This is a genomic window from Conexibacter sp. W3-3-2 (assembly GCF_009707605.1).
GTDB lineage: Bacteria > Actinomycetota > Thermoleophilia > Solirubrobacterales > Solirubrobacteraceae > Paraconexibacter > Paraconexibacter algicola.
Window position 1 is genome coordinate 80,249 of the sequence record NZ_WLYW01000001.1, and the last position, 12,875, is coordinate 93,123.

At 74.5% G+C, this 12,875-nt stretch carries 13 protein-coding genes and 1 pseudogene; 11 read left to right on the forward strand and 3 right to left on the reverse strand.

The window, feature by feature from the left end; translation table 11 throughout:
• Window positions 1–35 precede the first annotated feature (35 nt).
• A complete protein-coding gene (holA, locus tag GKE82_RS00410) occupies window positions 36–1,028 on the forward strand; it encodes a DNA polymerase III subunit delta (RefSeq protein WP_196188998.1) in 993 nt (330 codons plus the stop codon).
• 76 nt (window positions 1,029–1,104) lie between these two features.
• On the opposite strand, the gene rpsT is transcribed toward holA, so the two are convergent.
• On the reverse strand, window positions 1,105–1,374 hold the full coding sequence (gene rpsT, locus GKE82_RS00415) for a 30S ribosomal protein S20 (RefSeq protein ID WP_107569979.1): 270 nt from the start codon (window positions 1,372–1,374) through the stop codon (window positions 1,105–1,107).
• A 40-nt stretch (window positions 1,375–1,414) separates the two neighbouring features.
• Here rpsT and murJ point away from each other — a divergent pair, with 40 nt between their 5' ends.
• Together murJ and lepA are read left to right on the forward strand one after the other, a co-directional pair.
• Window positions 1,415–3,046 (forward strand): murein biosynthesis integral membrane protein MurJ, encoded by a 1,632-nt coding sequence (gene murJ, locus GKE82_RS00420; RefSeq protein ID WP_107569978.1) that lies wholly within the window; start codon window positions 1,415–1,417, stop codon window positions 3,044–3,046.
• A gap of 70 nt (window positions 3,047–3,116) precedes the next feature.
• On the forward strand, window positions 3,117–4,928 hold the full coding sequence (gene lepA, locus GKE82_RS00425) for a translation elongation factor 4 (protein WP_107569977.1): 1,812 nt from the start codon (window positions 3,117–3,119) through the stop codon (window positions 4,926–4,928).
• Window positions 4,929–4,965: 37 nt separating this feature from the next.
• On the opposite strand, the gene GKE82_RS00430 is transcribed toward lepA, so the two are convergent.
• Entirely contained in the window at window positions 4,966–5,598 is a 633-nt protein-coding gene (locus GKE82_RS00430; protein WP_309233288.1) for an MOSC domain-containing protein, read from the reverse strand.
• Between the two features lie 66 nt (window positions 5,599–5,664).
• On the opposite strand from GKE82_RS00430, the gene GKE82_RS00435 reads away from it, so the two are divergent.
• Window positions 5,665–6,459: an SDR family NAD(P)-dependent oxidoreductase gene (locus tag GKE82_RS00435; RefSeq protein ID WP_154731985.1), complete on the forward strand. Its 795-nt coding sequence runs from the start codon at window positions 5,665–5,667 to the stop codon at window positions 6,457–6,459.
• A 54-nt stretch (window positions 6,460–6,513) separates the two neighbouring features.
• Here GKE82_RS00435 and GKE82_RS00440 read toward each other — a convergent pair whose 3' ends face one another.
• Window positions 6,514–7,833: a PLP-dependent aminotransferase family protein gene (locus GKE82_RS00440; protein ID WP_375336982.1), complete on the reverse strand. Its 1,320-nt coding sequence runs from the start codon at window positions 7,831–7,833 to the stop codon at window positions 6,514–6,516.
• A gap of 85 nt (window positions 7,834–7,918) precedes the next feature.
• On the opposite strand from GKE82_RS00440, the pseudogene GKE82_RS31125 reads away from it, so the two are divergent.
• The 7 genes and pseudogenes from GKE82_RS31125 to GKE82_RS00470 all read left to right on the forward strand — a co-directional run.
• A pseudogene (locus GKE82_RS31125) lies at window positions 7,919–8,290 on the forward strand (EamA family transporter); the annotation flags it as partial.
• A gap of 130 nt (window positions 8,291–8,420) precedes the next feature.
• Window positions 8,421–8,951: a DMT family transporter gene (locus tag GKE82_RS27635; RefSeq protein ID WP_309233289.1), complete on the forward strand. Its 531-nt coding sequence runs from the start codon at window positions 8,421–8,423 to the stop codon at window positions 8,949–8,951.
• Window positions 8,952–8,960: 9 nt separating this feature from the next.
• The gene (locus GKE82_RS00450) at window positions 8,961–9,401 is read left to right on the forward strand and encodes a MaoC family dehydratase N-terminal domain-containing protein (RefSeq protein WP_309233290.1); all 441 of its coding nucleotides are present in this window, start codon (window positions 8,961–8,963) and stop codon (window positions 9,399–9,401) included.
• A 3-nt stretch (window positions 9,402–9,404) separates the two neighbouring features.
• A complete protein-coding gene (locus GKE82_RS00455) occupies window positions 9,405–9,797 on the forward strand; it encodes a MaoC/PaaZ C-terminal domain-containing protein (RefSeq protein WP_309233291.1) in 393 nt (130 codons plus the stop codon).
• Between the two features lie 48 nt (window positions 9,798–9,845).
• Window positions 9,846–10,871 carry a heat-inducible transcriptional repressor HrcA gene (hrcA, locus tag GKE82_RS00460; RefSeq protein WP_309233292.1) on the forward strand — a complete coding sequence of 342 codons (1,026 nt, stop codon included), beginning with the start codon at window positions 9,846–9,848 and terminating at the stop codon, window positions 10,869–10,871.
• Window positions 10,868–12,007: a molecular chaperone DnaJ gene (gene dnaJ / locus GKE82_RS00465; protein ID WP_107569970.1), complete on the forward strand. Its 1,140-nt coding sequence runs from the start codon at window positions 10,868–10,870 to the stop codon at window positions 12,005–12,007. Before hrcA ends, dnaJ begins: the two co-directional genes overlap by 4 nt.
• The gene (locus GKE82_RS00470) at window positions 12,004–12,858 is read left to right on the forward strand and encodes a 50S ribosomal protein L11 methyltransferase (RefSeq protein ID WP_309233293.1); all 855 of its coding nucleotides are present in this window, start codon (window positions 12,004–12,006) and stop codon (window positions 12,856–12,858) included. The genes dnaJ and GKE82_RS00470 overlap by 4 nt, the downstream gene beginning before the upstream one ends.
• Window positions 12,859–12,875: the final 17 nt, after the last annotated feature.

Sequence of the window (12,875 nt, forward strand, 5' to 3'; positions counted from 1 at the left end):
GCGGCGCATCCGGGGCGCGGCCTATCCTGGGAGCGGTGAGCACCCCCGCCGCCGTCTGGAAGCCCGCCTACCTCATCCACGGGGACGACCACGGTCGCATCACCGAGCGCCGCTCCGGACTGCGCGCCCGCGCCGAGGCGGAGTCCGACAGCGGCGGCATCGAGCTCTACGAGGGCGACGACGCCCAGCCGGAGATCGTCGCCGGCGCCCTCTGCGCGATGACGTTCGCGACCGGGCGCCGCTTCCTCGTCGTCGACGGCGTCGAGCGCTGGAAGGACGACGCCGTCAAGCGGCACCTCGTGCCCGTCCTCGCCGCGATCGGCCCGGACACCACGGTCGCGTTCTTCGGCCGCGAGGACGGTCGCGCGAAGGTCCCGGCGTCGCTGGGCAAGGCGGTCGCCGCCGCCGGCGGCGTCGTGCGCGCGGAGACGGCGGTGAAGGGCCGCGAGATGATTCCGTGGGTCCGCGGCGAGGCGGGCCGCCACGGCATCGAGCTCGACGGGGTCGCCGCCGCCACGCTCGTCGGCGAGGTCGGGGAGCGCCAGCAGCGTCTCGTCCGCGAGCTCGAGAAGCTCGCGCTCTACCACGGCCGCGGCGCGCGCCTGGGGGAGGACGATGTCCGCGTCCTCGCCGCCTCCTCCTCGGAGACGCAGATCTGGGGGTTCGTCGACGCGGTCGCCGGCGGGGACGGTCGCCGCGCGGTTCGCGAGTACCTCGCGCTGCGCGAGCAGGGGGAGTCGCTGCCGCGGCTCGTCCCGATGATCGCCAAGCGCATCCGCGAGGTGCTGGGGATCGCGCAGCAGCTCGCCGCCGGCGCCTCGCCGGCGCAGGTGAAGGCCGGCTTCAAGGGCAGCCCGTGGGCGGCGGACAAGCGGATCAAGGAGGCGCGCGGCGCCGACCCCGACCGGTTGCGCGTCGCGCTGGAGACGCTCGCCGACCTCGAGCTCGACACGCGCGGGGGCAGCACGCTGGACCAGGAGACCTCGGCGCTGCTGGCGATCGGCCGGATCACCGGCCGGGCGGCCTGAGGCGGTCCGGGAACGCGAAAAGGCCCGCCGGTGGGGCGGGCCTGGACCGACGATCGCGCGGGGCGACCGGGGTGCGCTACGCGGCGGGCTGGCCCGCGCGGGTGCGGGCGGCGCGGCTCTTCTTGCGCGCGCCGGTGTTCTTGTGCAGCGCGCCGCGCTTGACGGCCTTGTCGATCGTGCGGACGAGCTCGAGGTGCTCGGTGTCGGCGGTCGCGTCGTCACCGGCGGCGACGGCGGCCTCGAGGCGACGGAAGTAGGTCTTGATCTTCGTCGTGTAACGACGGTTCTCGAGACGCTCCCGCTCGGCGCGCAGGATGCGCTTCTTCTGAGAGTGAATGTTGGCCATGGGCGGCGGCGGATGATAGCGGTCCGTAGTCTCCCGGCGCGTGACGCCCCAGGTCCCCGCACAGGACGGTCCCCCGCCGAGCCCCGCCAAGCCCGGCGGCGGCGGTCGCGCCATGGCCCTCAACACGCTGCTGTTCAGCGCCCTGACGGGCCTGTCGCGCATCGCCGGCCTGATCCGCGAGATCGTCGCCTCCAGCTACTTCGCGACCAGTGGCGCCTTCTCGGCGTTCACGATCGCCTTCCAGGTCCCGAACGTCGTGCGCAGCCTCTTCGCCGACGCGGCGCTCAGCGCGGCCTTCGTGCCGGTCTTCACCGAGCTGCTGGAGCAGGACCGCAAGCAGGACGCGTTCCGGCTCGCGTCGACGCTGTTCTGGCTCGTGCTCAGCGTGCTCGGGGCGATCACCGCGCTGTTCATGCTCGGCGCGGGGTGGCTGATGCCGCTGTTCACCGGCGGCGAGTTCACCAGCGAGCTCGACCAGCTGACGGTCGGCCTCAGCCGCGTCCTGTTCCCGATCGTGCTGCTGCTGGGCATCAACGGCCTGCTCGTCGGGATCCTCAACGCCTACGACCAGTTCTCGATCCAGGCCCTGTCGCCGCTGATCTGGAACATCGTGATCCTCGTCCTGCTCGTCGCGACGAAGCCGTTCTTCGCGGGCGACGACGAGCTCTACGCCTACGCGATCGGCGTCCTCGTCGGCACCGTCGTCCAGGTCGCCATGGCCGTCCCGGCACTGCGGCGGATGGGCTTCAACATCGCCCCGAACTTCCGCTGGCGCGACCCGCGGGTCCGCCAGGTGCTGAAGCTCATGCTGCCGGTGACGATCGGGCTCGGGCTGATCAACTTCAACCTGCTCATCAACTCGTTCCTCGGCGCGCTGGTCAGCGAGCAGGCGCCGCGCGCGATCGACGCCGCGTTCCGCATCTACATGCTGCCCCAGGGCATGTTCAGCGTCGCGGTCGCGACCGTGCTGTACCCGGCCCTCAGCCGCTTCGCGGCGCGCCGCGACCACGACGGCCTGCGCGCGCTGACCGCCAACGGCTTCCGCCAGATCTTCCTGCTGCTCGTGCCCGCGGCCGCGGCGACGATCGCGCTCGCGACCCCGATCACGCGGCTGGTCTACGAGCACGGCGAGTTCGGACCGGACTCCACGAAGCTCGTCTCCAGCGCGCTGTTCTGGTTCTCGTTCAGCCTGCCGTTCAGCGGCGTGAACCTGTTGCTGACGCGGACGTTCTTCTCGCTGCAGCGGCCGTGGATCACGACGAAGCTCGCGGGCCTGAACCTGCTCGTCAACGTCGTCGTCAGCGCCGCGCTCTACGGGCCGTTCGGGATCCCGGGGATCGTCGCGGGCACGGTCGCGTCGAGCGCGTTCATGACCGCCGCGCAGATGTACTGCCTGCGCCGCGAGCTCGACAACCGCCTCGAGGTCCGCGAGACCGCGGTGGCGATCGCGAAGATCGTCGGGGCCGCCGTCGCGTTCGGGCTGCTGGCCTACTGGACGTGGTGGGGCCTGGACGAGGTCCTCGGGCGCAGCATCCCCGCCCAGATCGTCAGCGTCGGCAGCGCGCTGACCGCCGGCACGATCATCTACGTGGGGATCGTCCTGCTGCTCGACGTGCGGGAGGCCGCGCAGATCCAGCGGCTGCTCGCCGGCCGCCTGCGACGCGGCCGCTGACCCGGACGGGGGCCGCGGGGCGCCTCGGCACGCGGCCGCCGGGGGCCGCGTGCGATCCTGTGTGCCGCCCATGGCCGACCAGTCGCAGATCCGGAACTTCTCGATCATCGCCCACATCGACCACGGGAAGTCGACGCTGGCCGATCGCATCCTCGAGCTGACGCAGACGGTCGACCCCCGGCTGATGCGCGCGCAGCTGCTCGACTCGATGGAGCTCGAGCGCGAGCGCGGCATCACGATCAAGTCGCAGGCGGTGCGCGTCTACTTCACCTCCCGGCGCGACGGCGAGACGTACCAGTTCCACCTCATCGACACCCCCGGCCACGTCGACTTCACCTACGAGGTCTCGCGGTCGCTGGCGGCGTGCGAGGGCGCGCTGCTCGTCGTCGACGCCTCGCAGGGCGTCGAGGCCCAGACGCTCGCCAACACGTACCTCGCGGTCGACGCGGGCCTCGAGCTGATCCCGTGCCTGAACAAGATCGACCTGCCGGGCGCCGAGCCCGAGCGCGTCGCCGCCGAGGTCGCGGAGCTGCTCGGCGAGCCCGCGGACGCGATCAAGCGCATCAGCGGCAAGACCGGGGAGGGCGTGCTCGAGGTCCTCGAGGAGCTCGTCGAGAAGGTCCCGCCGCCGGAGGGGGACCCCGACGCGGCGCCCCGCGCAGTGATCTTCGACTCGGAGTTCGACCAGTACCGCGGCGTCGTCGCCTACATCCGCGTCGTCGACGGCACCTTCCGCAAGGGCGAGGCGATCCGCGCGATGGCGACCGGCACCGAGGCCGACATCGACGACATCGGCTACTTCACCCCGGCGATGACGAGCGCCGACCACCTCACGGTCGGGGAGGTCGGGTACGTCATCACCGGCATCAAGGACGTCACGAAGCTGCGCGTCGGCGACACGATCACGACGAAGCGCGCCGGGGCCGAGGAGGCCCTGCCCGGCTACCGCGACGTGCAGCCGGTCGTCTTCTGCGGCATGTTCCCGATCGAGGCCGACGACTACGGCGACCTCCGCGACGCGCTCGAGAAGCTGACGCTCAACGACGCGGCGCTGCACTGGGAGCCCGAGACCTCCGACGCCCTGGGATTCGGCTTCCGCTGCGGCTTCCTCGGTCTGCTGCACATGGACATCGTGCGCGAGCGGCTGGAGCGCGAGTACGACCTCAACCTCATGTGCACGATGCCCTCGGTGGGCTTCGAGGTCTCGCTCACCAACGGCGAGGAGCTGCACGTCTACAACCCGTCCGACATGCCCGAGCCGGCCCGGATCAAGGAGATCCGCGAGCCGTACGTGAAGGCCACGATCATCACGCCGAAGGAGTACGTCGGCACGATCATGGAGCTCTGCCAGGACAAGCGCGGCGAGCACGACGGCATGACCTACCTGTCCGCCGACCGCGTGCAGATGATGTACGACCTGCCGCTGTCGGAGATCGTCATGGACTTCTTCGACCAGCTGAAGTCGCGGACCCGCGGGTACGCGTCGCTGGACTACGAGGTCACCGGCATGAAGGCCTCGAACCTCGTGCGGCTCGACGTGCTGCTCGCCGGCGACGTCGTCGACGCGCTGAGCATGCTCGTCCACAAGGACAAGGCCTACGGCGTCGGCCGCACGCTCACCGAGAAGCTGCGCGAGAAGATCCCGCGCCAGCAGTACGACGTGCCGATCCAGGCGGCGATCGGCTCCCACATCGTCGCCCGCGAGACCGTCAAGGCCTTCCGCAAGGACGTCACCGCCAAGTGCTACGGCGGCGACATCTCCCGCAAGCGCAAGCTGCTGGAGAAGCAGAAGGAGGGCAAGCGGCGGATGAAGCAGGTCGGCCGCGTCGAGGTGCCGCAGGAGGCGTTCCTCGCGGTCCTCGAGCTCGGCGACGCGAAGTAGCCGCGCCGTCGGCGGGCGCCGCGCGACGCGGGCGCCGTCAGTCCGCGTCGGCCGCCCAGGCGGCCAGGCGCGACGCGAGCTCCGGCACGGCACGCAGCTCGGCGGCCCGGTGGCGCTCGTGCTGCACGATCCGCGCGACGTCCGCGACCGTCACGCCGTGCGCCGGCCGGTCGACCACGGTGACCGCGTCGCCGGCACCGACGTCCCCGGGCTCGAGGAGGCGCAGGTACGCCCCGGTGCGGCCCGCGTGTGCGAACCGCCGCACGATCCCGGTCCCCGGGAAGACGCGCCCGAGCTTCGCGCACGGGATCCGCGGCGCCGTCACCGCCAGCAGCACCGGGCCGACCCGCCAGCGCTCGCCGATCACCGCGCCGTTGGGGTCGACGTCCCGGGTCGTGAGGTTCTCCCCGATCGTGCCCGGCGCGATCGCGTCGAGCCCGAGCTCCGTCGCCCACCAGGCGAGGTCCTCCGACGCGTAGGCGTAGACGGCCTGGTCGGGGCCGCCGTGGTAGCGGCGCTCGACCTGCTCGTCGCCCGCGAGGGCCTCGCCGTGGAGCGCGACGCGGCCCGCCTGCGGGGCCTTGCGGATCGCACTGCGCACCGGGCGCCCGCGGCTGGAGCCGTGCTCGCGGGCGCGGCCGACGTTGACGCTGAGCACCGTGCCGGACACGGACGGGATGCTGGCAGACCGGGCGGGCGGGCCGGCCCGCGACGGGGTCCTCGTAGGCTCCCGCCCATGGACCTCGGACTGACCGGCCGTGCGTGCGTCGTCACCGGCGCCTCCCAGGGGATCGGCCGCGAGATCGCGCTGCGGCTGGCGGCGGAGGGCGCCGACGTGCTCGCCGTGGCCCGCCGCGAGGACGCGCTGGGCGCGGTCGCGCAGGCGGCGTCCGGGCCGGGCCGCGTGGTGCCGTGCGTCGCGGACGTGACCGACCCGGCGGCGCCCGCGCGGGTGCTGGACGCCGCGCACGACGCCTTCGGGGCGGTCGACGTCCTCGTCAACAACGCGGGCACGTCCTACGTGCGGGCGCTGGAGGAGCTGACCGACGAGGACTGGCACCGCAACCACGAGCTGCACGTCATGGCCCCGATGCGGCTGATGCAGGCGCTGGCGCCGCGGATGGCCGACCGGGGCTGGGGGCGGATCGTCAACGTCACCTCCTCGGCGGGCAAGCGCCCGTCCCCGATGAACGCCGCCTACGCGGTGAGCAAGGCGGGGCAGCTGTCGCTCTCGCGGGCCTTCGCGGACGCCTACGCGGCGCGCGGGGTGCTCGTCAACGCGGTCGCCCCGGGGATCACGGCCAGCGAGCTGTGGGTCGGGGAGGGCGGGATGGCCGACCAGCTCGCGGGCCGCGACGGCGGCACCCGCGAGGAGGCGATCGCGGCGCGCGCGGCGAAGGCGCCGCTGGGCCGCATGTCGACCCCGGCGGAGATCGCCGACGTCGTCGTCTTCCTCTGCAGCGAGCGCGCCGCGAGCGTGGCGGGCGCCGCCTGGTCGGTCGACGGCGGCGCAGTCGCCACCATCCTCTAAGCGGTCGAACAGGGAGAAGTTCGCCGTGGAGCCGACGTTCTCCCTGTTCGGCCGCTAGATCAGGGTGGCGAGGCGGGTGATGGCCGCGGTGAGGTCGCGGGCTGGGGCGCCGGCGTAGGTGAGGCGCAGGAACGGGGCGGGGGGCTCGGCGGCGAACCACGGGCGACCGGGGCTGACGACGACGCCCGCGGCGCGTGCGGCGAGCGCGAGCTGCACGTCGTCGACGCCGTCGGGCAGACGCACCCAGACGTGGAAGCCGCCGGCGGGCCGGCCGAGGTGCACGGCATCGGGGAGGGTGGCGGCCAGGGCGGCCAGCAGCGCGTCGCGGCGGGCGGCGAGGCCGCTGCGCAGCTGCTTGCGGTGCCGTCGCCAGGTCGGTGAGCCGACGAGGTCGACGGCCGTCTGCTGCAGCGGGCCGGACACGTAGAAGTCGTCGAGCAGCCGCGCGGCGCGCAGCCGGCTGCCGGCGGGCCCGCGCGCGGCGACCGCCCCGACCCGCAGGCCCGGGGCGACCGACTTCGTCAGCGAGCGCAGCAGCACGACGTGGCCGTGGCGGTCGTCGGCGGCCAGCGGCGGGGGCGGGTCGCCGTCGATCGCGAGGTCGCGCGCCGCGTCGTCCTCGACGAGGAACGCCCCGGCCGCGGCGACGACGTCCAGGACGGCGGCGCGCCGGTCGGGCGCGAGCACGGCCCCGTGCGGGTTGGCGTACGTCGGCTGCGCGTAGAACAGCCGTGAGCCGGTGCGGCTGAACGCGTCGGCGAGGAGGTCGGGGCGCACGCCGTCGCGGTCGCTGGGGACGGGCACCACGCGCAGGCCGGCGGCGCGGGCGGCCGCGAGCGCCCCGAGGTAGGTGGGGGACTCCACGAGCAGCAGCTCGCCGGGCTGGGCGAGCGCACGGAAGGTCGTGGCGAGCGCCGCCTGCCCGCCCGCGGTCACGAGCACGTCGTCGGCGGTGAACGCGCCGCCGGCGTCGCGCGCGAACCAGGCGCGCAGCTCGGGCAGGCCGGCGGTCGGGCCGCGGTCCCAGACGGTCTCGCGGCGCCCGGCGCGGGCCAGCGCGGTCGCCAGCGCGCCTCGCGGCTGGAGCGCGGGCTCCAGGTATCCGGTGCTCAGCGGCAGCTCGCCGGGCCCGGCGAGGCGCAGCAGCTCGTCGAGGGCGCCGGCGTGGGTGGGGCGGCCGCCGAGCGCGACCTCCTGCCAGGAGAGGTCGGCGGGACCGTCGCCGGACGACGGAGCGGCGGGGGAGGCCGCGCGCTCGGCGACGAACGTGCCGCTGCCGGGTCGGGGGTCGACGACCCCCTCGGCGGCCAGCCGGGTGATCGCGCGCTGGACGGTCACGGGGGAGGCGCGGTGGCGGGCGGTCAGCTCCCGCACGGACGGAAGGCGGCTGCCAGGTGGGAGGAGCCTCGCAGCCGCCCTCACGTCCTCGATAACGCGGTGCTCAGTGTTATCGTTGTGCATGAGAGATGACAGTAACGCTACTGCGCCCGGTCGAGAAACGCAAGGGCTGCTCCTCGGAGCGCTCGGCGTCGTGGCCTTCTCGTTCTCCCTGCCCGCGACCCGCGTCGCCGTCGACGGCGGGCTCGACCCGTGGCTCGTCGCCTTCGGCCGCGCCACCGTCGCCGCCCTGCTGGCCGTCGCCGTGCTCGCCGCCGGGCGTGCTCCACGGCCCACGGGCCCCCAGACCCGGCGGCTGCTGGTCGTCGCCGCCGGGGTCGTCGTCGGCTTCCCGCTGGCGACCTCGCTGGCGCTCGAGACCGAGACCGCGGCGCACGGGATCGTCGTCATCGGCGTCCTGCCCGCGCTGACCGCGTCGTTCGCGGTCCTGCGCGCGGGCGAGCGGCCGTCGGGCCGCTTCTGGCTGGCGGCCGCCGCCGGACTGCTGATCGTCGGCGGCTTCGCGCTCGCCACCAGCGGTGGCGCCCCCACCCGCGCCGACGGCCTGATGCTCCCTCGGGACCGTGGCCTGCGCGCTCGGCTACGCGGAGGGCGGGGCCCTCGCGCGCGAGCTCGGCGGGGCGCGCACGATCTGCTGGGCGCTCGTGCTCGCGCTCCCGCTCACGGCCGCGATCGCCGCGGCGTCGCTCGCCTCGACGCCCGTCTCCGGCGTCCCCGGGACCGCCTGGGCGGGATTCGCGTACGTCTCGGTCTTCTCGATGTTCCTCGGCTTCTTCGCCTGGTACGCGGGGCTCGCCCGGGGCGGTGTCGCGAAGGTCGGGCAGGTGCAGCTCGCGCAGCCGCTGCTCGGGCTCGGCTGGTCGGCGCTCGTGCTCGGTGAGGCCGTCGGCCCGGGCACCGCGGCCGCGGCGCTGGGGGTCCTGGCCTGCGTCGTGGCCACCCAGCGCGCCCGCGTCGAGCGGATCCCGCCGCCCACCCCGGTCCCAGCCGCCGTCGCGGTCGCCCCGGGGCCCGGCCGGTCGCCCCGCCCGGTGCCCGCCGCACCGGCGGCCGGCGGGCACCCGCACGGCCGGGCGGACCGCGCCGTGGGCTAGGGTCGGGGCGTGCCCGTCTCCACCCGCGCCGTCGGCAGGACCTTCCCCGCGGCCACCTACGCGGTCGGCCGCGAGAAGATCCGCGAGTACGCGCTGGCGGTGGGAGAGACCGACCCGCTGCACCACGACCTCGAGGCGGCGCGCGGGGCGGGCTACGCCGACCTCGTCGCGCCCCCGATGTTCGTCGCCGTCTACGCCGCCCCTGCGCTGGGCCCCGCGCTGTTCGACCCCGAGGTCGGCATCGACTTCGCGCACATGGTCCACGCGGGCCAGGAGTTCCGCTGGGGACCGCTCGTCGTGGCGGGCGACGAGATCGCGACCACGGTGACCGTGCACGAGATCACCGAGCGGGACGGTCGCGGCTTCTACACCTTCGTGTCCACCTCCACGAACCAGCGCGACGAGATCGTCTGCGTCGGCACGTGGACGAACGTCGTCCGCGAGGCCTGACCCGTGAGCCCCCTGCAGCCCGGCGAGCCGCTCCCCGAGCTCGTCGTCACCCCGGACAAGCTCCTGCCGGTCCGCTACGCCGGCGCCTCCGGCGACTTCAACCCGATCCACGTCGACGAGGAGTTCGCCCGCGCCGTCGGCCTGCCCGGACGCATCCTCCACGGGCTCTGGACGATGGCGCAGGTCGCGCGCGCCCACACCGAGGCGGCGGGTGGCCCCGCGACGCTGCGGAGCCTCGCGGTGCAGTTCCGCGGCATGGGGCTCCCGGAGCAGGAGATCACGGTCACCGGGACCGTCCGCACCGTCGAGGACGGGATCGCGACCGTCGACGCCGTCGCCACGCAGGCGGACCGCCCGATCGTCCGCGACGCGGTCGCCGAGCTCGACCTGCGCTGAGCGGCCTCCGGGGCCCGCACGCTCCGCGACGTCTCCTACCATGTGGGGGTGGTGCTGAGACCCCGCCAAGAGACGATCCTGCGCAAGGTCGTGGACGCGTACCTCGTGTCCGCCGCGCCCGTCGGCTCCAAGGCGCTCGCCGCCGACCCCGACCTCGACTGCGGGCCCTCCACGATCCGCAACGAGCTCGCGCTGCTCGAGGAGCACGGCCTGCTCGCGCACCCGCACACCTCGGCCGGCCGCGTCCCGACCGAGGCGGGCCACCGCTACGTCGTCGACCGCCTCCTCGGCGGTCAGCTGCCGCTGCCCGCGCCGCAGGAGCCGCTCGAGCTCCAGCTCGTCCGGCGCGAGGTCGACGAGGCGATGCGCGTCACCACCGAGACGCTCAGCCAGGTCACGAACCTCCTGGCGATCGTCTCCGCGCCGCCGCTGGACACCGCGACGATCCGGCACATCGAGGTGCTCGCGCTGCAACCGACCGTGCTGATGGTCGTCGTCATCACCAGCACGGGCGGCGTCACCAAGCGGCTGTTCTCGTTCGACGCGCCCGTCGACAGCGGCCTCGTGTCCTGGGCCGCCGACGAGCTCAACGGCCGCCTGGTCGGCATGGGCCTCGGTGCGCGGATGCTCGCGCAGCGCCTCAACGACCCGTCGTTCGGGCCGGGCGAGCGCGCGTTCCTGCAGGCGCTCAGCCCGGTCTTCACCGATCTCGCCGCCACCGCCGACGACACGCTCTACGTCGACGGGGCCGCCCGGCTGCTCGCCGAGCACGGCGTCCAGGACCTCACCCAGATCAACGAGCTGCTGACGATGCTCGAGCGGCGCGTGTCGCTGCTGGGCGTCCTGCAGTCCGCGCTCGGGGAGCGCGACGTGCTCGTGCGCATCGGCCAGGAGAACGAGACGCCGGCGCTGCGCTCGCTGGCCGTGGTCGCCTCCGGCTACGGCCTGCCCGCCCGCAAGCTCGGCACCGTCTCGGTGATCGGCCCGGTCCGCATGGACTACGGCGCCGCGATCCACACCGTCCGCGAGGCGGCCTTCCAGCTCTCCCGCTTCATCGAAGAGGTCTACGAATGAGCAGTTCCACCAAGCGCGACCCGTACGAGATCCTCGGGGTCGCGCGCGACGCGGACGAGACGGTCATCAAGAAGGCCTTCCGCCGGCTCGCCCGCGAGCTGCACCCCGACGTCAACGCGCACGACCCGCAGGCCGAGGAGAAGTTCAAGGAGGCCGCGGAGGCCTACGAGATCCTCTCCGACCCCGAGCGACGCGCGACGTTCGACCGCTACGGCCACGACGGCCTGCGCGGGGCGGGCGCGGCCCCGAACTTCGACGGCTTCGGCTCGATCAGCGACCTCTTCGACGCGTTCTTCGGCGGGGGCGGCGGCCCGTTCGGCGGCGGTGGCGGGCGCGGCGGTCCGGCCGCGGGCGGCGACGTCGCGGTGCAGGTCGAGATCGATCTCGCCGAGGCGTTCACCGGCGTCAAGCAGCAGGTCAGCTTCGAGGTCGTCGGGACCTGCAGCACCTGCCACGGCAACGGCGCGACGCCCGGCACCCCGATCCGGGCGTGCGAGCGCTGCGGCGGGGCGGGGCGGCTGCAGGCCGTGCGCCGCACCCCGTTCGGCCAGGTGGTGCAGACCGTGGAGTGCGACACCTGCCACGGGGACGGTCGCGTGCCCGAGCAGCCGTGCACGACCTGCCGCGGGCGCGGCCGCGAGGTGACGCTCAGCGAGCTCGACGTCGACATCCCGGCCGGGATCGCGGACGGGCAGCGGATCCGCGTCAGCGGGCGCGGGCACGCGGGCGAGCTCGGCGGGCCCGCCGGGGATCTCTACGTGCTCGTGGTCGTCCGCCCGCACGACCGCTTCCTGCGCGACGGCGACGACCTCGTCACCGTCCTCGACGTGCCCGCCCCGCGCGCGGCGCTCGGCACGACGATCGAGCTCGAGGGCCTCGACGGCCCGGTGACCTTCACCGTGCCCGCCGGCACGCAGCCGGGCGAGGTGCTGTCCGTGCGCGGCCGCGGCGTCCCGGTCCTGCGCCGTCCGGGCCGGGCGGGGGACCTGCGCGGCGTCGTCAACGTCGTGATCCCGCGCCGGCTCTCCAAGGAGCAGAAGCGCCTGCTGGAGCAGCTCGCCGGGACGATCACGGAGGACAACCTCCGCGACGACGAGACGATGGTCGGCAAGCTGCGCCGGCTCATGGGCCAGTGATCCGGCTCGCGGTCCGGGTCCGCCGCGCGGACGCCGAGCTGGCGCTCGCCGACCTCCTGACCTTCGCGCCGTCCGGGGTGGAGGAGACCGACATCTCCGCCGACGTCGTCGAGTTCGCGATCTACGGGGCGCCGGGGGAGATCCCCGAGCTGCCCGACCTCGAGGCCGCGGCGGGCGGGGCGCTCGTCGAGATCCGCACCACGGAGGTCGCCGACGACTGGTCCGAGCGGTGGCGGGCCTTCCACCAGCCGATCCTCGTCGGCGGGCGACTGCACGTGCGCCCGCCGTGGTGCCCGCCGCACGCCGCCGCGCCGGGGGAGCCGCCGGTGCGCGAGCTCGTCATCGACCCCGGGCAGGCGTTCGGGACCGGCGCGCACGACACGACCCGGCTGTGCCTCGAGCTGCTGCTCGGCCTCGCCGACGACCCGATGGTGGAGCGCGGCGCGGTCGTCGACGTCGGCTGCGGCTCCGGGGTGCTCGCGATCGCCGCGGTCGCGCTCGGCTGGGGGCCGGCGGTCGGCGTCGACCACGACCCCGCCTCGGTGCAGGCCACGCGCGAGAACGCCGCGGTCAACGGCGTCGCGGTCGCCGCGCACCGCCACGACCTCGTCTACGACGGGCCGTCCCCGCACGCGCCGCTGGTGCTCGCGAACCTGCTGCGGCCGCTGCTGCTGCGGGTCGCGCAGGAGGGCTTCGCGCAGGACCGGGTCCCGGACCGGCTGATCGCCTCCGGGCTGCTGCGCGCGGAGGCCGACGAGGTCGCCGACGCGTTCGCGCAGCGCCTCGGGCTCGTCGAGGCGGACCGCCGCGAGGGCGGCGAGTGGGCCGCCCTGCTGCTGCAGCGCGCCTGACGGCGCAGATCCGCCAC

Bases quoted from the DNA above. Each gene is read 5' to 3' on its own strand.
- GKE82_RS00435 (WP_154731985.1), top strand. From the start codon at position 5,665: ATGGACCTCGGACTGACCGGCCGTGCGTGCGTCGTCACCGGCGCCTCC.
- dnaJ (WP_107569970.1), top strand. From the start codon at position 10,868: ATGAGCAGTTCCACCAAGCGCGACCCGTACGAGATCCTCGGGGTCGCG.
- rpsT (WP_107569979.1), bottom strand. From the start codon at position 1,374: ATGGCCAACATTCACTCTCAGAAGAAGCGCATCCTGCGCGCCGAGCGG.
- lepA (WP_107569977.1), top strand. From the start codon at position 3,117: ATGGCCGACCAGTCGCAGATCCGGAACTTCTCGATCATCGCCCACATC.